22 protein-coding genes are annotated in these 21,568 nt (G+C 43.4%); 5 read left to right on the forward strand and 17 right to left on the reverse strand.

The window, feature by feature from the left end:
* Positions 1-84: 84 nt before the first annotated feature.
* Positions 85-1,029 (forward strand): endonuclease/exonuclease/phosphatase family protein, encoded by a 945-nt coding sequence (locus NH568_RS22905; protein WP_253110755.1) that lies wholly within the window; start codon positions 85-87, stop codon positions 1,027-1,029.
* Between the two features lie 46 nt (positions 1,030-1,075).
* Here the strand turns inward: NH568_RS22905 and NH568_RS22910 are convergent, their stop codons facing one another.
* Both NH568_RS22910 and NH568_RS22915 read right to left on the reverse strand, forming a co-directional pair.
* Positions 1,076-2,503: an MATE family efflux transporter gene (locus NH568_RS22910; RefSeq protein WP_253110774.1), complete on the reverse strand. Its 1,428-nt coding sequence runs from the start codon at positions 2,501-2,503 to the stop codon at positions 1,076-1,078.
* Between the two features lie 168 nt (positions 2,504-2,671).
* Positions 2,672-3,712, reverse strand: coding sequence for an acyltransferase (locus NH568_RS22915; RefSeq protein ID WP_253110777.1), 1,041 nt, complete (start codon positions 3,710-3,712; stop codon positions 2,672-2,674).
* 366 nt (positions 3,713-4,078) lie between these two features.
* Between NH568_RS22915 and NH568_RS22920 the strand changes: the two genes are divergently transcribed.
* Entirely contained in the window at positions 4,079-5,617 is a 1,539-nt protein-coding gene (locus NH568_RS22920) for a choice-of-anchor A family protein (RefSeq protein WP_253110779.1), read from the forward strand.
* Positions 5,618-5,799: 182 nt separating this feature from the next.
* A complete protein-coding gene (locus NH568_RS22925; protein WP_253110833.1) occupies positions 5,800-6,456 on the forward strand; it encodes a VC0807 family protein in 657 nt (218 codons plus the stop codon).
* A 93-nt stretch (positions 6,457-6,549) separates the two neighbouring features.
* Here NH568_RS22925 and NH568_RS22930 read toward each other — a convergent pair whose 3' ends face one another.
* From NH568_RS22930 to NH568_RS22940, 3 genes are all read right to left on the reverse strand, one after another.
* A complete protein-coding gene (locus NH568_RS22930; protein WP_253110781.1) occupies positions 6,550-7,440 on the reverse strand; it encodes a DUF1444 family protein in 891 nt (296 codons plus the stop codon).
* A 40-nt stretch (positions 7,441-7,480) separates the two neighbouring features.
* The gene (locus NH568_RS22935) at positions 7,481-7,963 is read right to left on the reverse strand and encodes a hypothetical protein (RefSeq protein ID WP_253110782.1); all 483 of its coding nucleotides are present in this window, start codon (positions 7,961-7,963) and stop codon (positions 7,481-7,483) included.
* Between the two features lie 419 nt (positions 7,964-8,382).
* On the reverse strand, positions 8,383-9,132 hold the full coding sequence (locus NH568_RS22940; protein ID WP_253110784.1) for a type 1 glutamine amidotransferase domain-containing protein: 750 nt from the start codon (positions 9,130-9,132) through the stop codon (positions 8,383-8,385).
* A gap of 390 nt (positions 9,133-9,522) precedes the next feature.
* On the opposite strand from NH568_RS22940, the gene NH568_RS22945 reads away from it, so the two are divergent.
* Positions 9,523-10,047, forward strand: a complete 525-nt coding sequence (locus NH568_RS22945) for a hypothetical protein (protein ID WP_253110785.1) — start codon at positions 9,523-9,525, stop codon at positions 10,045-10,047.
* A gap of 19 nt (positions 10,048-10,066) precedes the next feature.
* Positions 10,067-11,245 carry a hypothetical protein gene (locus NH568_RS22950; RefSeq protein ID WP_253110787.1) on the forward strand — a complete coding sequence of 393 codons (1,179 nt, stop codon included), beginning with the start codon at positions 10,067-10,069 and terminating at the stop codon, positions 11,243-11,245.
* A gap of 171 nt (positions 11,246-11,416) precedes the next feature.
* Here NH568_RS22950 and NH568_RS22955 read toward each other — a convergent pair whose 3' ends face one another.
* From NH568_RS22955 to NH568_RS23010, 12 genes are all read right to left on the reverse strand, one after another.
* Positions 11,417-11,824, reverse strand: coding sequence for a VOC family protein (locus tag NH568_RS22955; RefSeq protein ID WP_253110789.1), 408 nt, complete (start codon positions 11,822-11,824; stop codon positions 11,417-11,419).
* A 71-nt stretch (positions 11,825-11,895) separates the two neighbouring features.
* Positions 11,896-12,315, reverse strand: coding sequence for an AraC family transcriptional regulator (locus NH568_RS22960; protein ID WP_253110791.1), 420 nt, complete (start codon positions 12,313-12,315; stop codon positions 11,896-11,898).
* Between the two features lie 92 nt (positions 12,316-12,407).
* A complete protein-coding gene (locus NH568_RS22965) occupies positions 12,408-12,812 on the reverse strand; it encodes an MAPEG family protein (protein WP_253110794.1) in 405 nt (134 codons plus the stop codon).
* A 427-nt stretch (positions 12,813-13,239) separates the two neighbouring features.
* Positions 13,240-13,590: a hypothetical protein gene (locus NH568_RS22970; protein WP_253110797.1), complete on the reverse strand. Its 351-nt coding sequence runs from the start codon at positions 13,588-13,590 to the stop codon at positions 13,240-13,242.
* Between the two features lie 1,530 nt (positions 13,591-15,120).
* Complete coding sequence (locus tag NH568_RS22975; RefSeq protein ID WP_253110799.1) at positions 15,121-15,468, reverse strand: hypothetical protein; 348 nt, start codon at positions 15,466-15,468, stop codon at positions 15,121-15,123.
* Between the two features lie 123 nt (positions 15,469-15,591).
* On the reverse strand, positions 15,592-16,056 hold the full coding sequence (locus NH568_RS22980; RefSeq protein WP_253110811.1) for a hypothetical protein: 465 nt from the start codon (positions 16,054-16,056) through the stop codon (positions 15,592-15,594).
* Between the two features lie 93 nt (positions 16,057-16,149).
* Positions 16,150-16,605 carry a hypothetical protein gene (locus NH568_RS22985; RefSeq protein WP_253110814.1) on the reverse strand — a complete coding sequence of 152 codons (456 nt, stop codon included), beginning with the start codon at positions 16,603-16,605 and terminating at the stop codon, positions 16,150-16,152.
* Positions 16,606-16,896: 291 nt separating this feature from the next.
* Positions 16,897-17,355: a hypothetical protein gene (locus NH568_RS22990; protein WP_253110817.1), complete on the reverse strand. Its 459-nt coding sequence runs from the start codon at positions 17,353-17,355 to the stop codon at positions 16,897-16,899.
* A gap of 913 nt (positions 17,356-18,268) precedes the next feature.
* Positions 18,269-18,637, reverse strand: a complete 369-nt coding sequence (locus NH568_RS22995; RefSeq protein WP_253110819.1) for a hypothetical protein — start codon at positions 18,635-18,637, stop codon at positions 18,269-18,271.
* Positions 18,638-18,733: 96 nt separating this feature from the next.
* Entirely contained in the window at positions 18,734-19,267 is a 534-nt protein-coding gene (locus tag NH568_RS23000; RefSeq protein ID WP_253110822.1) for a hypothetical protein, read from the reverse strand.
* Between the two features lie 350 nt (positions 19,268-19,617).
* Positions 19,618-20,343: a hypothetical protein gene (locus NH568_RS23005; RefSeq protein WP_253110825.1), complete on the reverse strand. Its 726-nt coding sequence runs from the start codon at positions 20,341-20,343 to the stop codon at positions 19,618-19,620.
* A gap of 120 nt (positions 20,344-20,463) precedes the next feature.
* Positions 20,464-21,054 (reverse strand): hypothetical protein, encoded by a 591-nt coding sequence (locus NH568_RS23010; RefSeq protein ID WP_253110828.1) that lies wholly within the window; start codon positions 21,052-21,054, stop codon positions 20,464-20,466.
* Between the last annotated feature and the right edge of the window lie 514 nt (positions 21,055-21,568).

Here is a 21,568-nt window from a genome sequence, read left to right on the forward strand (position 1 = left end):
GCAAATATTCTAACTTGTATCATCAAACAGCAATAATCTTGATACACTATAACACTATTGCAATTTTATGAATTTAAAAGCACGATGATCCCTTCAGCTCACACCCCGATTATGGCACTTTGTGCACTGTTATTTGCCACACCCGCTCTGTCTCATTCTCATCAGGGTCATGCAACGCCGAATCAAGCACTGCGTATCGCCACCTGGAATATTGAGCACTTATCGGCATCTGATGAAACCGGATGCAAACCAAGAAAGACTGCCGAAATCGCCGATTTAAAACAGTACGCACATGCCTTAAACGCAGATGTGATTGCGCTACAGGAAGTAGCCTCTGCGGCAGCCGTCAGTCAGGTGTTTTCGGATAAGCACTGGCATATCGTCATGTCGGACAGGGCCGACAGTAAAACCTATACTTGTCGAAAAAGTGGTAACGACTCAACGCAACAAAAAGTGGCCTTCGTGGTGAAAAAGTCCCTGACCATTGATAAAGTCGTCCAGCATAGTACTTTCTCAACTATTAAACCGGGCCTCAGAAATGGCCTTGAGATCCAGCTTAATTATCAGGGAGAAGCACTTCACCTATTGAACGTGCACCTGAAAAGTGGTTGCTTTGTAGATGACTACAAGCGCTCTGACAAAGAAGCTTGTAAGATACTTTCGCAGCAGGCGCCCATTTTAGATAACTGGGTCGAGAAAAAAGCCAAAGCGCAAGCCAACTTCATCGTGCTGGGTGACTTTAACCACAGACTGACTGCGCCTTACAACCGTTTGAGCAGAGATCTGTATTACCCTCAGGGTGCCGCAAATGCCCACCCGAATAATATGGATAAAGCCCCGGTGTTCAACGCAAATCAAATGCTAACCGGTTGCCACCCCTACTACCCGGCACCGATTGATCATATTCTTGTCGCTAAGTCCATGAAAGAGGATTATCAGACAGGGAGTGCTCAGTTCCACTACTTTGCTGACATGACCCCAGACAATATGCTTGCAGATCACTGTGCATTAAGTATCGACCTGAAGTAACACCGCTCGGTCACAGGGCCTGACTTATCAGGCCCTGCATATCTTATCAGCCTGTGGCTACCCTTGGCTGCATACTGCGTGAATGTATGGCCCCATACAACAACCACGCTCCAACCAAAAAGTTTGCCAATGCCAGTGCCCAGACAATACCCTGAAAGCCGTTGAGCTGAGCGCCAATAAACGCCCCCGGCAGCGATAACACAAACAAGCGCACCAGCGTGACATTCAGCGCTAACCCGCTGCGACCTATGGCATTACAGCAACTCACATACAGCATCACACCTGCCAGTGCCGCATAAGATATCGGCAGAATACACATCGCCAGCTCAATTGATTGGCTAACAAAAGACTGTTTACAGAAGCCAACCCCCAGCATATCGGCCCCCCAGAATAAGGCAATTGCTATGGCGCCCTGCCAGAGAATACAAACGGCCAGCGCCTGTTTTATTCCTCTGCGCACCCGCAATGATTTGTTCGCCGCCCAGTTTTGGCCGACGAAGATAGGCAATGAAGTAGTCAGCACCATAGGCAGCAGCAGCGCAAGCGGCTCTATGCGCATCACCACGCCAAAGGCTGCAACGGCGTCACTGCCCTGAGAAGCCACGATCATCATTAATAACGACTGGGCCAGCGGAGTGAGTAGTTGCATAGCGACAACCGGCACAAACAGCCGGAACAAACGACGAAACGCCTGGCGACTTTGCTGTGACAACAGATGAACTTTCAGTGCTATATTTTCTTTAACACGCAACAAGTAAAGAGCGTACAAACTTGCACTCATTGCCGCTACAAAATGGGCAACCCCAAGACGCTCCAGCCCACTTAAGGGTAAAGCTGATTGCGCCCAGGGCGTATATAGTGCAGCGCTCATCACTATCTGTAACCCGGCAAATAACACCAATAACTGCGCGGCGCCACGCATATTACCAAAGGCTCGAAGTACCCCAAATACAACCATTACGATGAAGAAAAACACTACCGCGCCAAGACGATACTGCATATAGCGCTCAAGTGCAGGCCAGACTTGTTCCCGTGCGGTAAATTCTAAAAACCCCAGCATCGTCAACAGCGGCTGTAAACCCAGCCAGATGACAGCCGCAAGCGTGGCGCCGACCAGTACCGTAAAAATCAGGCTCACGGCAGCCAGCTGCTCCACTTCTCTAGCCTGTGTCAGCCGGGTGGCCACCACAATGCCAAGACCAATGGCAAATGCAAACAAGGTCGCCTGGATAGGTAAGGTAAAACTCATTGCCGTCAGTTCATCCACCCCCAGACGCGAAGCAAAATAGAGTTCTATCAGGTCGGCGCTGAATAAGGCCAGAATCGCCCACAGCATAGGTAAGGTCAGCTGCTTTAATACCGCGCTGGTGGAGCCGGTTAAGATCCAGCGCTTACGCACAGCCCGTTTTCTTTGCTTATCACACACCTGGAGCGGCTCGCCCAGGCTCAATGCCGGTGAATTGTCTGATCCCATAATGTAGTAACTTGCTCCCTGAATAACGAGTGTCTTGGGTGTACAAGCCGCGCAAAAACCAGCAATAAGCGGCTACCTGTAAACCAGACCCGAATTTGGGGCAAGAGTTCACAAAAAGTGGCAAGGAATTCGATTAATCACCTGTAAAGTGAGTTAAACGTTCAGCCTTCATCGAGCAGAGACAGCCATAGTCGCACTATGCTGTGCAAAAGCGCTGTTACGAATAAGTCTGGCAAGCGGTTTTTCAAAGCAAATAAATGAGAGGTAAGCACACGCGACACTCAAAATTAAAGACAGTACAAGCTTAATTTCTACAGCCAGTTCAAAACGGTTTACTTGCATGATCACTGGCATATGTAACAAGTACAGGGAATAAGAGATTTTGCCAAAGAAGTCCCCAACCTTGTTGGTAAGCAGGATATTGTTGTCGGGTACCAGAAAAACCACACAGAAAAACACACAGCTCATGACCAACAGTACCTCATAACTGAGCCACATGCGGTTTTTGGCGTCCGAAGTAATGGGCGATAACTCTGGGTACATCAGGGGAATTAGACACAATACAAACACAAACCGATGTTTCTTCAGATACGCAGGAATAGTCAGGGTTTTGTAATGTAATCCGAATACCACGCCAATAAAGAAATAAGGCAAACTGCGCAGCACGGTGAACTGATTATATGGCACACCGTAAATGTCGCCATAGATACGAGGAAAGTTTGTAAAAAATAACAGTAACAGGCATCCGACAATCAGCAGGTAAATATAACCAGGCCGGTTCGCAGCGAGCGCCCACAGCAGCACAAACACAAAATAAAACTGAACTTCGGGTGGAATAGACCAGAGCACGCTGTCGCCGTAAAGGAATAAAAGATGCCCCAGCAAAGCCTGATGATCGGGAATATGATAGAGCAGATCGCTGCCAACCTTTGTCAGCGCAAACGACGCCAAGACCACCAGCGCATAAAGCGGCACAACACGGGCAAAGCGCGCAACCAGGTAGCGCTTTACACTGTTTGTACCAAAGTCCTTAGCCAGATAAAGGTAAGACATTAAAAAGCCACTCAGCAGGAAAAACAGCATCACTCCATATGCACCTGCCCCGCCTCCCAGCGCGCCGTCCAGCCAATGTGTGATATCACTGAAGTGGGTTACAAAAACGATTAATGCTGCCATCCCTCTCAGGGAATTGAGCTTTCTGATCTCCATGATGAGGTCCTGTTATTATTGTTATTGTCCTTAGGGGGCACTTCATGCCCAACTGACGCATTGTATTGGATCTACAGGATTAAACAACTCAGACGCTTTATACACAAAAACGCATCAGTCTGTTGCAAAATCTGGCCAGGCATTTTTATCAGTATCAAAGTGGCACAGCGAAGTTTGCTTCAGGCTCCTGGCATAGCTCACTTTTCATTCTCCCCTGGCTCACGCTGAACCCGAAAAAATCACAAATAAGGTACAAACGCAAAGAAAAATAAAGACAAATTAGTATAAAAGAACTAGAATAGGCGAATTTTTGACAAGGGCAGCTGCGTTTAAGCATAGCCGCAGGCCTAACTCGTGGAGAACTTAATGAAGAAAAAGCTGTTCGCAGGCGCGCTGGTTGCCTGTGCATTTTCGGTAAGCGCATCATCTGAGCATGATCTAAATAAAGGTTATGCCGCGCTGGTATTTGATGATTTTTACTCAACATCGGGAAATGCACTGGGTGCCGTATTTGCAGGCGATGACGTCAGCCTCAATGGCTATTCTATCGGATATGGCCATAGCAGTGCCCTTAACACACACTACCTGGTTGCAGGTGGCGACATTCAGTACATCAATGGCAGACAATATGTCGGTCATATTATTGCTGGTGGCCAAACAGATAAAATCAGCGAAGCAGTGCGTTTAGGTTTGGAAGCCGGTGCTCAGGTGACTGCCAATGCCACGACCTTGCCTGTTGACTTTGCTGATGCTCAGTCTGATATGTTGGCACTCTCAGCCAGCCTGGCAGCCCTGCCACAAACTGGTGACATCCTGAAACAATGGGGTGGTTTATACCTGACAGGTGATAACAGCAGCGGCGTACAGGTGTTTAATTTATCTGGTAAGGACATCCAGGCCAGCCATACCTTTGATGTATCGGGTATTCCAGACAATGCCACGATTGTTTTCAATATCTCAGGTGACGGGCATAATTTCGCACCGTTAAATAACAAGAGCTACGCGACGCTGACCCAGCATAGGCACCGCACTATTTTTAACTTTACGAATGCAACCACACTTAACCTGGCGGGTTTGCAAACGGAAGGCGTAATTTTGGCACCTCAAGCAGATATTACGGCTCCCCATGGCACGGCGACTATGCCCATTGTTGCGAACAGCTTCAGCGGCTCTATGGAATTACGCGGTGGAGCCTTCATTGGTCAGCTACCAAGTGACAACGCTGTCTGTAAGGGCGGGTTATATGCCATTAACTATTACGGTGATGCTGAACAAGGTTATGTCCACCAGATAGATCTAAGCTCAGGTCAGTCTGACAAAGTGATCAACCTGAACAATACAGCGTCGAATATCGCTTCACACAACGGCAAACTGTATTTTATTGATCAGCAGAGCAGTAAAACGCGCGCTTCTCATATTTACAGCTATGACCTCAGCACGCAGACACAAGCACTGGAGTCTGTCACCGACGGCTATAAAGTGATCCGACTGGCTTACGACGTATCCGGTGACGTGCTAAAAGCCACCAGCCGCACTTACGCTTACGATTATGACGTAACAACAGGTGAAAAGCGCGTACTGGGTAAAATGAAAGCCTCAGATGAAGATTTTAAAAATGGTGATATTGCCTACTCAGCAGACGGCAATACTCTGTATGTCCTGACCGGCACCGCACTGTATAGCGCAGATGCAAACCTTGAACTGACATTGATAGGCAAGCATGGCGTAAACTGGGCTTCCGGACTGGCTATTTCACCTGAGGGGGCACTGTACGTTTCAGGTCGTGAGCGCAATGCCGATGCAGCGATTTACGAGCTCGACCCTCAAACAGCTGCCGCAACCAAACTGTTCCATGTTCCGCATCGAGTGAATGATCTAACCTGGGTTAAGAATTTCTGTAACTAACCCTTCATTCTCTTGCTATCTGGAAGCTGCTATATGCAGCTTCTTTTTTATCAGCTACTCGTCTTACGCCCAAAGTTGCCCTTTTGCCCCGCTTTGCCGTAAACTCAGGCCATTCGTTGTTTAGAACTACAGGGGACAAAGTGTCGTCGTCCAATAAGAAACAAAGTGGCTTTTTCAGCCAGATGATTTTTAACATCATTATTCCAGTGGTTATCCTGACTAAACTTTCGGGCGAGCAATATCTGGGTCCGGCACTCGGTGTGGTCATCGCACTGCTTTTTCCTCTCGGATTTGGCCTTTGGGAGCGCAAGAATACCGGCAAGTTTAGTTTTATTTCCGGGCTGGGGATCGTCTCTGTACTGCTCACCGGTGGGATCAGCCTGCTAGAGCTGGATGCTAAGTACATCGCCATCAAAGAAGCGCTGATCCCGGGTCTTATCGGTATTGGTATTATTGTCAGCCAATATACTAAGTACCCTTTGCTGAAAACTCTGATGTTTAACGACACGGTTATGGACATTGAAGGCATAGAAAAGGCACTGGCAGAAAAAGGCAACAGTGATAAGTTGAGCAAGGTTCAGATGGGCGCGTCAAAAATTCTCGCCAGCGCGTTTTTCCTGTCTTCTGCACTGAACTATATCCTGGCCAAAATGATAGTGGTCAGCCCGGCGGGTACAGAAGCTTACAATAATGAGCTGGGTCGAATGACCGCTCTAAGCTATCCGGTGATCATGGTGCCGACGATGATTGTCTTTTTTATCGCACTCTATTACCTGCTCAATTCATTGAAAAAATTGACCGGGCTTAAGCTCGAAGATATGTTTCACGATCAGGAGTGATTGCACGCTTAGTGCTATACCGAGCATAAATGCTTTGTATAGCACTTCATATTGCCAGCTGTAGAAAACACTCCTGACACACTGAGTATTAACTTATTCCTTTGACAAGTCAGGCGTGATCCTTATCCACTCTCCCCCCTGATAAACGTAGCCATGAGGTGAGATTGTATAGCTATACTCTGAGTAGACACCCAAGGCTATCATATGTGCTTTTTGTACAGCAGCGAGCTCCGTTATATCGGCAATAATGACTATATTTCTTGCGGGTACGAAGATGATTGGCTCGCCTTTCAGATTCAATGTACTTTGTAAATGATCGAAGACAGTTAGCACTGAGGCTTCATAGTTATCATCAGCCACAAAGACATAGACGTCTCCCTCACCTTCGGTATCCAGCTTCTGTACCCCAGTATCAAAACTCTCAAAGTAACGACGCATATTTTGACCGGCAATATCCGAGATAGTGGCTTCAATATCGTGCCGCTTAACATCATCCGGCGATACAAATCGCATGCTATCCTCAGAGTCAAAGGCAAACAGCCTGATTAGGTCCTCGTTGAGTTGCTGGTAGAAAAATGGCAGCGCCTCTCCCTCATAGCCAGCTTCCTTGAGCTGTCTTTTAACGCCTTCAAGATAATCAATTGGCTTAATGACAGGCATGATGGTCTGAACTTCTGTATTTTTCAGTGCAGTTAGTTGATTGTTTAACGCCGCAGAATAGCTCGTATAGACCTGCTCTAAGGTTTTGTGCCCAGAGCGGTAAGTATCGTAAGCATTTCCCATATAAATAATATGCTCACCACTCTTATCATCTTTCGCTCTGATTTTTAGTTCACTTTCAAATTCATAGTCCCTTTTACTCCCGTTCTTCTTAATATGTTTTATGAAATTTTCAGTAAACGCTCGCTCACTTAAGAGCGACTCTGTTGAAAATACACTCGCCGATAAGAAAAATGCCACCACCATTATCAATATTTTATTCATTACCTTTCCTGTTATAAATTAGTCTTATGCCGCACATCACCTAACTCTGTGTCCATTCTTCCCATGAGAGTGTTCTGCCCGGAAACGCGGCTTTTTCAAACGGCCAGCACTCCTTTAACCAGTTTTGAACTGTGTTGAAAAGCAACTCATCCTGCGTTTGGTTGTCTGTGCGGATCCACATGTACACCTCACAGTCGTAATGTGGCGATCGACTTGGGTCTATGTATACAGAGCCCAGACATTTACCCTGAGTAGGGTCAAATACTGAATATGCAAACGCCTGGCGCAATTCAAACTCACGCTCATGCACTTTCAGGCTTTGTTGATTCTCATTGAACGTCATGTCTGCCTTAGGCCAGTCAAAGTCTGGGCCAAAGACCCCCTGCAACCTGTGCAGGCTCGACATCACGGCTTCGTAATCAGGTGCTGCGACGCTGCTATCTAAAGTACGAAAATAGAAATGCCGTGTCTCAAAGCGAACTGGAGGGTCAAATGAATCAGGAATAAAAGGGCACTTAGCCATTGTGTCTTTCCATAGTTACAGCGCCTTTTGCGCCGAATTAGTTAGTGGCGATATCTTCACTCACCTAATTAAGTCGCCGGATTTTACATCAGATAGCTGGAAAAAACTTTCTCAACTATCTGATAAATTGAGAAAAGAAGTACATTAACCCAGCTTTTGTACATCCACTTCATCACACAGTGGCTAACCTCGCAGAGCTGGCCTACCCGCTTGTAAGTTGAGATAAAGAGGTCTGAGTTGCAGCGCTTAGTAAGATCGGAAGAACTGAACAACAACAGTTGATGGTTAATACCCGCTGATAAAAGCCACGCGTAATAAAGCGGTTTCAATCAATGCATTTTTTAGATGGAGGGTAACAGGCTGAAGTAGCTGGTATCTGCGATGGTAGCTGATACCAACCACTCCTAGGTGAAATACTTCTATTGTGCGTTTGCGATGATCATTTCTTTAGCAACCAACGCCGCAGAAGGGAGAAACATCGTTGATACTATTCGCTTATCGACAATCACAGCATGCTTATCCTTGAGCGTCTGTTTATTTTGCGCGATGGCACCGTTTTTGTTCAGCCGACTTTCGATCAGAAAGGGCAACAGCGTACCCTGCTTAGCCCAGGATTTCGACTTTTCAGTCGAATTAGGGAAGCCGGCTACTTTTTTGCCTTTAACCAGGAACTCACCGTTCGATAGCGTGACGTTCGCAATGCCCGCCGCACCATGACCACCAACTCCAACAATACCGCCCGACTCGTAAACTCGTCTGATAATAGACTGTATGCCTGTATTATCTGCTACGTCGAACATCACCCCATAACCACCACCGATAAAGACGCCCCAGTATTCACTTGGATTGATCTGGGCAGGTGTCAATGAGCGGTTTGCTCGCTCCAGAAAACCTTCATATTTGATGGTATAACTGCTGATCCCCAACGGATCCATCATAAATTCTACTTTGCCCCCTTTGGGTGAGACGAAATCAACATCAAAACCATGGCTCACAAAAATATGATATGGCGGTGCAAATTCCCATAAATTGTTTCTGGCGTCATGCTTTTCAGGGTCTCCCATGTCAACTTCATTCGACACCACAACCAGTACTTTCTTATTTGGTTGTGCAACAACATGAGAAGAAATTAGGAACAGGGCCACCAATACAAAGGTTATAATTTTCATTTCTTTCCTTAATTTAAATGGGTATTTTTTTGATAAGACGCAGAGCATATTGAAAAGGTTTAAACAGATATAAAATTAGCGCTTAAAACAGAAAAGCTATCTATGTCAAAAACTGTCACAGTATGAACTATACTAAAAACAGTAATAGTCTGAAATTGCAGATCCACTGGTAACGGATAGCTCCTGGGTCAGGATGACCTGAAGTATCTAGCATTTGTAGGAGACACCTTGCCAGAGCGCAAGGCGCAGATAGCTAAGGATTTGTTGGCCTGGTTATGGATAAAAAAGATATAACACAACCTTTTTTGCAGGATGACCCATTAACGATTAATCCGGGCCTGCCTCTGCCCGTGTTCCCTGTCCCAAACCTTAAACACGGGGGGAAAGCACATGAGTGACCTCCGCCAGCTAGCAAAAGAAGAAATCATTAAGCAACTTATCGATAAACTTATCTTTGGGCTGATCGCTGCATTGATCGTTTTTGGCGTACAAAAATGCTCTGACATCAGCCGCAAAGAACAGATAGAAAAAGAAGCCATACTCAGGCTCGACAGTGAGTTTGTGCTGGGCGAAGCTAAGGTATTACAAACTACTTTTTCGGCCTACATTTCATTGCTTGCCGAGTCAATATCATTAGCGCTTCCGCCAACAGAAGAGACGCAACAGCAGCTATTTCTGTTAAGGGTAAAAATAGAATCCAGCATAGAAGTTCTGTCAGTGCACAGGCATCAGATCACCGATGAATCCGCGGCTTTTGTTTCAGCAGTAGGATCATTAAACCAAAAGTTTAGAGCGTTTGATGGCAGCAAGACCAATGAGTACCAGGCTGACCTGAATAGTTTGAAAAGACAGTACGCGACCCTTCTTGGGGTCATTAAAACCTCAGCCATCAATAAATTACCGAGTAACACATAGTTAATCAGAGGGAACTCACATGCATTTAACCATATTTGCTCCAGTTTCAGTGGCGATTGCGTCGCTAATTCCTATACACAGCTTTGCAAATGGCTCAGAAGAAGCCCATGTGACTCTGTTCGAAACTTTTGGCTTAGCAACCCAAAAAGAAGGCGCCAAGTATAGGGTCGTTACTTTTATACCCAGAACTTTTTTACTGTTTGACATAGATAAAGAAGAGCCCGATTTAAAAGTTGGAAAGCAATATTTGGCCGCAACAACTCAGGATGGTGTAAGAGTATTTCTCCTTGAACAAGCAGTGTCAAAAGGGCCTTTCAAAACCGTATATGGCGAACAGGACATTATTTTCAACAAAGCCCATTCTGTGTGCTTTACCATTTTGTGTGATCCACAAGATGATGATCAGTCGCTAAAAATTAATGCTGGTGAAGTATTTAGAGCTGAGCCGCTCACTATTGCGGGCACTGAGATATTTAAGCTAGTAGGAAACCGGGGAAACAGAAACTCAATAGATGAAATTACGGGCTACATAACCAAAGACCAGCTGGAAAAGCTCAATCATAAGTCTGTTGTTACCTATGCAACACTTCGCCACCCCAGGTATGGGCATACCAGCACCGAGGCGAAGTCAATAAACACGTCTTGCGGGCAAACAATAAAGCGAGATGACAGGAAAAAAGTGGATAACATCTCTCAAGTGGATAAAACCCTTATTGCTGCGTTTGGTGTCGCAACGATAGGGGGTGGTGGCAATCTGCAATTCAAACGTGGCTATGGCGGACCGGGCAAAGAAGTAATTTACAAGTTATACGATGTCGTAGACAGGCGGATGGAGCCTAATACTCAAACGACTTATGCCGCACAAATAGTCTATCGCTGTGATGAGTCGGATATATTTGAAAAAAGGACCTTTATTGAGTCTGTGGCACTCATTAACACCTCAACAAATTCAGCTTATACATTCAAGTCAGAAGGAACCCCGGAAAACCTGCTCGACTATACAGGTGCCCCCTATTTGTATAGCGTGAATAATTCCAGGCATTACTTTCAGATAATGGATAAACTGTCGGAACAATTCGAAAGCAGAGCATTAGCTGGATACTTTTTAGCGGGCTTTAATCGAAGCTGCAAAGGAAAATATCGCAAACGAGAAAAGATTTGTCAGCACTCGGCATATGAAGGACAGACTGAGAATTAGCTTAATGACTCAGGTTAAGAGATCTGAATAACAAGGAGAGCCTCGCAAATAATACCAATTCGCATAATCAATTAGCCAATCTTGAGGCGAGTAACTCTCCCCAATTGGTTAAGTACTAGTGTGGATTGGTATAAACAGGCCTCCTGCAAGTTTGCTACGCTGACTTTTGCGTTATCGTTGCACCAAGCTAAACCAGTTCCCGGAGTTGTCCAGCGCCATCGCCTCGATACCGTAAAGCTGCTCTGTTGGTGGCTGGATAAACGCCACGCCTTTGGCCACCAGTTCTTCGTAGGTTTTTTGGCAGTTTTCGGTTTCGAACACACCCGCCCCAAATGCGCCCTCTGCAATTAAACCGCGTATTTTTTCGGCAGCATCTTGGCTGAACATTGGGCCTTCCTTGGGCTCAGCCAATACCAGCTGAAGCTGTGGCTTAGATTTCGGGTAAACAGTGAGCCATCGAAAGTCCCCTTCCACTTTCATATCGTCACCCACCTCAAACCCGAGTTTATTTTTATAAAAATCAAGCGCTTCGTCCTGATTTAGTACATATACTGTGGCATGCGCTATAGATGTGATCATTTTCCTATTTCCTGTAGTTGATTTATCTTTATTGTATAGAAACAATCAAAAAGATATTTCTCCAATATTGCTCACTTTGTCAGCTTACCCAAAAAGTGATAGGCATAACATGCCGGTATAGCTTGCGCGGGGAAGCGATAAGCCTCTGAAGACAAAGCCCAAAGCTTACGGCGATAGGAAGTCGGTGCCATACCCACTTGCTTTGCAAACAACGAAGAGAAGCTACCAAGACTTGCGTATCCAACCTGTTCGCAAACCTCGGAAACACTCAGGTTTTCGGTAATGAGCATTTTCTTAGCTTGTTCGATTCTAAGCCGGACCAGAAACTCATTGGGGGTTTCTCCATACATTTCCTTGAACACACGCAAAAAGTGATAAGGAGACATGTATGAACTCTTGGCGATATCGGATAGACAGAGCTGCCCCTGAAAATGATCTGCAATATAGTCCCTGCCAGCATTCAATTTTTTAATTTTGTTGTGTGTTGCCATAAAATATACCTGTCAGTCCATGTAGATAAGAAGCCAGACTGCCCTATCGTTTCATCTCTGATTTTTGTGTAAAAACACCTATAAAACCTAATTTATATAATGCCCCTGTCAATGCAAAGCACGCCCCACATCGCCAATACCGCAACAAAGTTAATAGTAAACACAATGCCCCGCATCCTGACATTAGATGTAAAGACTTGAACGCAGCTATGGACAAAGCGACCAAGGACGAAGCCCCATGCCAGGTATACCTGAATTGGATTAATGGCTTCACCTGTAAAAATTAAGGCTAAACAAACAACATAGAAAAATATTGGCCATTCAAATTGGTTGCTGAGATTGGCACTGATCCTGGGCTGAATATCTTCGAAAGGGTTTGTGCCATCTTGCCTGGAACCCAGACCCCAAACAGCAGGTGCTCTGGCAACCGTTAAGAGTACATAAAGTACTGCACACAACAAAATGTGCATAAGCATTGGTGTTAAAAGCGCATCCATTTTTAGTTCCCTCGGTCAGCTCACATTCAATATGAGCATTCTTTGTATATCTGACAGCGAAAAGGCCAGGCACATAAAAGCGCCGGCAAACACTGCAACCCCTGCTATGTTCCACACACATAATACAACATACACAATGTCCAAAGCGGTAATAGAAACGCTAACAAGCTTTGAGCTTTTGAACCTGAAAGTCGATTTAAACACAAAATACGAGTGCGGGAGATAAAATTATAGAGATGCTCTGCGCTAAAAACCTTAAAAACGGCACCTGTCACCTATGCCCAAACAAGTTGTTTTGAGTTAATAACAAACACATAAACCACCAGCATCGAAACACTAATATCCGAAACCACCTAGCTCGAAACTATTCTATACGACAGGATTCCCAGACCCTGGCATAAACCTAACACTCTTTTCCTATGATGGATTACGACTGATCCTTTATTGGTGGCAATCCAAGCTTATTCTTCAGATGGGAGAATTGCTGTTTGGTAAAAGGACCGAATACAAACTCATTGTGCTCTGCAAACTTATGATCATTGACCTTATCTATATAAAAGTACGAGCAAGTGCCTTTTGGGCAAGCATACACCGAAATATATTTAGAGTTTGATGAAATAAGCTTTGGCTCATCCAACCGACCGATAAAGCCGCCACCACCCAGCGAGTAACCTAGCGTGTTAGTACCATCGATATAGTAAACTTCATATGGCGCCTCTTCCCAACTTGGAGAACAACCGATAATAAATAATAACGCCAAAATTAAAATTACTTTCAAATATCTCCCTCCATGTTAACCCCCTGAGGGCTTACCTGATATGCCCGGAAACTACTGTCCTTACCGGCCATTCTTAATACTTTTAACTATGTCAGGCTCTCGCGAGCACTAAACCAACCTGAATCACGTTGTGGGTTACAACCCACATTCTGGCATTCCCCGAAAGGTCCATTACAACGTCGCAGTTGATACCTCGCAATGGCATGTCACTAGCAAAAACCACATAACTCAAACTTGTAGCATTTTGAAAAAACCAACGCTCGAGCATAGCAACAACTTAGTAAAGCACTAACATGGCCACTATCCCCTTGTATACAAGCTTATTGGTGCACTAACAGGTTTAAAATTGCCAATACCAGGACAATTAAAGAAATACTGTATAACAGCGGCCAGGGCCTAGGCTCCAAAAAGTTTGGATTTGGTTTATATTTTGAATTCCGATAAGCACTGAAAACCTTTGAAATTGATGAAGAAACAATGAACAGCAATGATTTAATGTTTTCTAAAAACCAATCAAAACCACTTTTTGAAAAGCCACTATAGATAGTACCTGATAACAAAATAGCAGAAATACCTAAAAAAGCTACAATGATATACTTTTCTTTGTGCTCTTTAACAGGTGTACCGCAAACAGGACATACATTCAAACCTCAACCGGGTTAACAACACCCTGCTCCGAGGGGCCGACAGATATTTGTCTTTTAGTTCAGATAGAAAGACAAGTAAATTTGAAAAGCACCGGGAACGCGTCACCCAAGGAGATTTAGCGATTGACGCCATAGCCTCTTGTCATTTTTACGGGCCTAGCTTAATTCATCACCTCACTCAGTGTAAAACTTTCGCAAAGATTACCGCTTAACTGGATAGTCAAATATAGCCCCGGCCTTTTCCACTTAAGAAGAGGTACAAATACCCTTATCTCACTTTTATCAATGCCAGAGTACTTAGCCCTGATAACACCTTTATTGTTTGCGTTCAAAAACTCATTGAATAGTATTTCATCGCCTGATGTGTATTTGCATTCACTTTTGCCGGGAGAGTAGTTTCGAACACTCTCCATAATGTACTGAAGATAAAAGAAATCGACGTCTAACGCTGACCCTTTGGAGTGGGCATTTAGAGAAACAAAAAGTAATACTGAAATAATTAACTTAGTCACCAGCCCACCCAAATAACCCCCTCACCAGAGCAATTCCCAGAGTTTATAATTAAAGTCAATATGATAGCCACACATGGTGTTGCCTGCTCCAATTTATTTTGCCAACAGATAACAACTCCGAATGTGATACACCCAGCCTGCACGATGTGCTCTTGCAAATACTGCTCTTCAATTCATCAGTGCTGGCAACCTAAACTTGCTCGATGGCTGCCAAACATGAATATTTTACTACCCGGGACAACCTCAAATTGTCTCAACAGGTTGTGTACAAAGAGTAGCCGTTACCTTAAACCCAACTTTAAGAAGCGGTGCAATGTACAAAGCGGCAGGCTTAGAAGTTTAGCTATTGGCGTCATGCCTTCTTGATATAGTTACTCACCACTTGACTCTATTTTGTAGTACCCTTCATTGGTAACAATGCCTGAGAATTCAATAAATTGAAACAAAACAATAAGAATAAAAAAGACAGCAAAGGCAATGCTTGTTTTTTTAAGGGCATTGTAATAGTGACTTCTAAAATTTTGCGCCGATTTGAAATATAGACAGGCAGACAATAAGAAAGGCGCTAACATTATAAATATCAAGCCAGACACAAAGAAGCTAGTTAAATGATCTTCGTAATAATATGGTATAATTTTATCCCACAGCATTGAAAAAGAAATGAAATATATTGTTACTGACAACAACGTTGTGCCAATTGACATTAAAATCATTTTCATCTGCTAAATCCAGGGCTGACATAAATATTTGCTAGCCCGTGTCGATTACGGGCTTAGATTTTTTAATAAAGGGTTGTGATACTGAAAAGCTAGCATGGCCAGTATGTGTCGGTGCCCAGTAACTTACTCATTTTTAGTATTATTGACATCTACATCCTTCCATATGGTTGGCGATAGGTAGGCATAGATAACACCAATCACATACAACGGTACTACTGGTCCAACAAAAAAGACGACATAAATAAGACCACTATAGAAATCTACCTTTTCTATGTAATCAATAGCCAAACGCAGCTCATCTAAGACAGCAATGACTATCCATATTTTCCAAAATATATTGGGCAATACTCGTATTTTAAAAACATAAAATACGGCGGAGAAGTAAACTGGAATATTTATGCTAAGTACTATCAGTTCATAAGTGGTTGAATTGAAGAAAGACCAGTAATACAAGTCTATGTAATCTACTATTTTCCACCAAAGATAAAAGTTGACAGGTATTAACAACCACAAACTACGGTCATAAGATTCCGTTCGGCCATTCCCAGTCTCTGAATTACTTACCTGAGGTTGGTATTTTCTATCCATAAACTCCACCCTTTTCCGTTAATAAGCAGGTTACATTCAGCGAAGAAAGAACACTGCCAGCTTTTTTAATTATCAACTAGCCTTTTATAAACGCTACTGCATCAGATGATCCGATAAAAACCTAATATGGTTAATCTTCACACCAAGCTCATCTGTATGGACCAATACGATTTTCGCATGTGCCAATCCTGTCGTAAAGCTCAATGGAACCATATAAACTACCGTAGACTTAGTATTACCACTGAATGAGGTAACAGAGCTCATATTCTCTAGGCTTAGCTCACCTATACTTTCTAAGCTACCTAGTGAAGACATTTTGCTTAAGTAAAGTTCCCACTGCTCAGGTGTTATTGAGTTATAAGCTTCGTCCGTCATTAAGCGTTTAAAAATAGCTTTATCCCACTTGGCTATTTCCGACATATTTTGTTCTATAAACGGTATAAAAGTCTCACTAGGCTCAGCTTTATTGATAGTTGTAATCACGGCAACAGCTATAAAGAACAAGAATATACTTAAAAAACCAAAGCCAATGTATTTTAAAATTTTCACTCATACCTCACAGTAACGTAACGCTTAAAGCTGAGAAGTGCTAGACGTTTGCCAATCACTATCACAGAATCACACAGCATTGTTTGACCATGACAAACCAGCCACATAACAACACCGAGCGCGATGTGCCTATGTTACACCAACCACCCAGAAAAAACTTCCCTCAACTCATTGCAAGCGCCTTAGTGCATCAATGCGGGTAACCGAAAAACTTTGTTCGATAGCAACTAAATAAGAGCAGAGTAAACATTTATAGTGATCGGTTGACGACTTAGTCCATTGCAGCGCACGCTACTTGATGATTTCTGCACGCCCAAATGTTAAACAAACCTCAGTTTCCCACATCACGGATACTTCTACGGAAAAGTTTTCTCGCTCTATAACTTCAAGCACTCCTTCATATAGAGGTTTGCTTGATATCCAGTCTATTGCTTTTCCCCAAGCGCTATTCAGAACTATTTCCTCGCGAATAACGTTTTGTGGGAAGCACGACAGCAGCGTCCCGTCACTAAGAGTTTCTTCTCTACAGTTTTTGTCTGAAACATCAGAAGAGTAGATTAATGTAACAGTTGGCCAGCCACTGGAACTTTCAACGATCCGCGGAACTGAGAGTTTATACGTATTTTCACCCTGCTGCTTTTCAATTTTAATTAACGCATCATATTCCTCACCTTGCTGTGGAAACATGCAAGCGTAGACAAGCTGAGGAAGAAGCATGAATATCAAAAGTGCACTAGAAAATTTAATCATACAGAGATAACACATTGATAGAGTTTATAAAATAGTAGATATGCCAGACGAGGACTAGGTACGGCCTGTTTTTTCTCATTTCTCAATAGAATTACTTGGTGTTTTTTAACCAAAGTTCATCAGACTTAAATGCGTACATAAAAACGGGGTAAAGCATGAACAGTAGCAAGGCGAATGAGCCTGTTGAAAATACAAGCTGCACAACACTAAAATGCTGAATAGTAAAAGCAACACCGAAAATAAGAGTGAAGCCACCAGGCACTACTGCAGTGAATACAAATATGGCAATCGCTATGGCAGGCCAATTAGCTCACTCGCAGTAACAAATGCTGCGAAGCCGAAAAGAAGTTGCCATTTTTTCATAACCATACTCTCAATTTTAAATACTGAAGCCTTGGGAATTCCAAGAAACTAGCTATTGACGCCATAGTCTATTGTTATAGTTGTATATTCGAAAAGGATTCGGGTCCCGACGACCATCTTAAACATACTAATTCATTTTCCTTAAATATAAGTTGATAGAAGCCCCCCTCTCTTTTGTAAGCCCAAACTTCGATCTCTTGCAAAGAGTTTACAGAACATGTCGCCGGGACAATCCCTCTAATTTGAAAGTTTGGCGCGGTAAACTCTTCACGTTCAGTGGGGTTACCTAATTGTTTTAAAATCAGACTCTTTGAGCCGCCAGTCTCTCCTACCAGTTTGAATGTGCTTGCATGCAAGCTAACCGAGACTAAAAGATTCATTAAAACCAGAAAATTCATGCCTGACCTCTCAATACATTAATACTGGCAACCGAAACTTTGCTCGATACCTATCAGTTTGGCTTACCAAGCCGGGGCTAAATATGAAGAGCCCTGTGTCATTCCAGCAACACTGACCTGGCAAGTACTAAATTGGTATGTGAGGTGCGCTATTATTGATCTGTATATTTGCCACTATTATCAACGAAAACCACGCCTCTGACTGTATACCTTTCACTCTTTAACCAAGCCAGTGTTGTGAACTCAATCAGGTCGCCTTGATTAGTAGAGCTTATCCATTTTGATGGAAACGTAACGACTTTCTCGTAATGCGCTTTAGGTGTAATGCCCAACTTACTAATAATCTTACTTTCAATTTCAGGCACTTGGGTGGTAGTTCCATTAATCATGACAAAGCAAACAGTGTCTTTTTCTTTGATACAATGAGCTTGAGCACCGTTATCGGCACGCCACAGCACGTTTTCAGCCACCCCTGGGAATGTCACAGTCCCAAATATCAGTGTAATTAACGGATTATTCATAGCTCCAAACGCATTACTACTGGGTGTATAGGTGCCTGGCTAAAATTAACTACCCTGGAATGAAAGCCAAGCGTTTTGCATCCTTTTGAGCCCTTGTCAGCCGTCCTGTCCAAGTTCGACCTCGGCTTCATCAATGAGTGTAAAATACCCTTCCTTATCATCGAGTTGAAGCGAAATTGAAATATGAACAGTTTGCCTTTCTTGTGGTTTTTCGTTGAAACCAGCACCGATAGAGAAAGAAATTTTTTGTTGTACTTCTTGTGACAATAAATTTTGCGTTTTCAGGAAGTTGTTGACTGCGAGCTCTGACAGCCTGAATGTGTATTCAGTTTTTGCAGGTTCAGATAAAATGAAGCCTTCTTGCGCATCTATCCTACCCTGTTTTTCGAGAATGAGTGGAAACGTAAAATGACTAATCCCTTTTTCATTCTCTAAACTGAGACTTAGATTCATTTTTTCCATGTTTAGGGTAAAAGGTTTGGATACCTTTACTTTCGAGCGTATTTGCGAAGGGTTTAACGCAGTAAAACTCTGTTCGTCAAAGTTGCGATATTTAAGCATGGTCGAGAGCGGAATGCTCGAGCAGCCAAATAGACATAGTGCTACAAAAACTAAAAAAAGCTTTTTCATAACCTCTCCTTGATTTGCGACTAACGCTCTGCTTTGAGGAATCCCTCAGATATTTGTATTTAAAGTCTATATGTTAGATACATACAGCCTAGTTTAATCTAGTTTATGTAGCCAAAACTAGCCAGATAACAACCCAAGCGTGTGTCATCCTCCTACACGATATGCTCGTGATTCCCCCCAGCCGCAGTGCCGGCAGGAATATGTTTCACATCTAATTCAAGCGCTGCTGCCTGTTGTGAAGAAGAGCACTGCGCCCAAGCGGTTGAGTGGGCAAGTAGTAAAAGAGCAAGAGCAAAAGCAAATAACTTATTCATAGTGCATAATGCGTGCATCAGTTTTGACCGCACATGTTAAATGCCTTTACTCGCATATTGTTGCACTATACCTGCCCAAGTTTTCTCAATTTCTGGCAGCAGTTTTTGAAAAGCTGCTTTTTCTGTTGTGACTCGCATATCATCTACAGCATCAGATGTGCCCCATATGCTTGCGTTTTTACTTTCTCGTGCTGTCGCTTCAGACAAACCGAATAAATACTCTGTACGTACATCAAAAAATGCAGCGGATACCGTGGTTGTAACCGAAACTTCTTTGTTCTTAAGAAAGCCAAGTGAAATGACGTTTAACGGAGCAAATTTTTGCTCGCCTGCATGAAAGGAAGTATCAAAGGTATATATAAGCAGAATGTCCGTTTTTAAACGCGCTGAAGCTTCGCGGAGAGATTTGATTGAATCCAGGTTTGTTGGCAGTAAAATTCTGTTTAACGGGGCAATGCCTTGAATTTGAGGAAGCTCGGAAAGCTTTCTGAAATCATCTTCGGACTCCACTTCACGTGTTGTAACCACGCTATATCGACCATGACCAAAGCTATTTAATTTGTATGATTGATATCCGGGCGCCTGGACTCGTGCCACTGATAGTCTCGCAGGAAAAGAAGCCGCAGGTTCTTTTGACATTAACTCATTGATGTCTGCGTCTGCCAAATTGCTAAGCTGCACACCACCACCTGGGGTGGTATAGGACGCACAACCACCTAAGACCAATAACAGGAATAATATTGTAATTCTATTTTTTTTCATATGGACTCCAAAATATCCATTTTTGTGGTATTGAACGTCGGCGTAAATATTCAGTAACAGCTGGCTTTAATGCCAAACGAAGTGGAACTAACCAACTGTTAAGAACCCGACTAAATTTTATTAATTGCCGCTTACACTGTAGCGCCAGTCTTCATTGATATTTTGTTCACCAATATCCAAATAGTGCTTTAAGTCAACCCCAAGAAAAAGGTACTCCATCGAGTGCGGCTTAAAAAACAGCTTGTCTTTATGAGAAATGCCACTTTCCTTTAGCTGACTGTAACCCTTATATTTTTTCACTCTCATATTAGTGATATTAAATATTGATTCGTTCCAGGATACTTTAAAACCTTCCCACTCCTCAATTTTAGAACCACCAAGTACAACTTTCTTATTTGCACTACCCTCTCCAAAATATTGGACAGTAATTTCAGGCGTTTTTGATTTTTTATTTACAGCTAAGCCGAGCAATATTCCGGCCGTTTTTTCCTTATTCCAAAGTCGGTACATAGCCCCGGACTCAGCGCTACTATCCATATCAAATTTACTCACAACAAGGTGAAAAGAGAAAAAGCACTCATTTATACAATTAATGCTGAATGGAAGAATTTCTGCCTGCCCTGGCTTCAGGCTATGTACAGATGAAATTAACATGGACTTAGAGTAGGCGTATAGGGATAAAACAGACGCCAAAAACAGTATATATCGCATATCTCTCCCTAGGCATTTACCACCGCAACCTCAAGCCGTCGGATACTTGTTTTTCAAGTTAACATGATGAACAAACGGACTTGTTTAGTCAAACTGATACAGAAAAAATAAACCAGATAACAACACCATATGTGGTACCCCACTCTACATGAAATATGCCCAGAAAAACAGCCCACAAACGGACAGTGCCTGAGACATAGTAAAAGTCAATGCCCAAACCTGCTCGACATTCAGTTATTACTCGCGCGGTGTTTTACAGTTGAGTTGCAACGATTATTTACTGGTGGCTCGCCATGTATGCTCAGCACTTAAATTGGCGAAGAAAGTTCCAAGTATATACAATCAGGGCTCGTGCGTTGCTGTCTACTGTCAGATTTGGTAAAGAGGCAGGGTGAGAGCATACTTCGTTAACGACATTAACCAAAGATAAGCTCTGCCCTGAATTCATCGTCAAAGCTGGCCCGAACGCACTTACCACGTATCGAATCTTTACGGCCTGTGTGCTGTTTTACCA

Origin of the sequence: Pseudoalteromonas sp. XMcav2-N (genome assembly GCF_024124545.1) — a bacterium.
Lineage (GTDB): Bacteria > Pseudomonadota > Gammaproteobacteria > Enterobacterales > Alteromonadaceae > Pseudoalteromonas.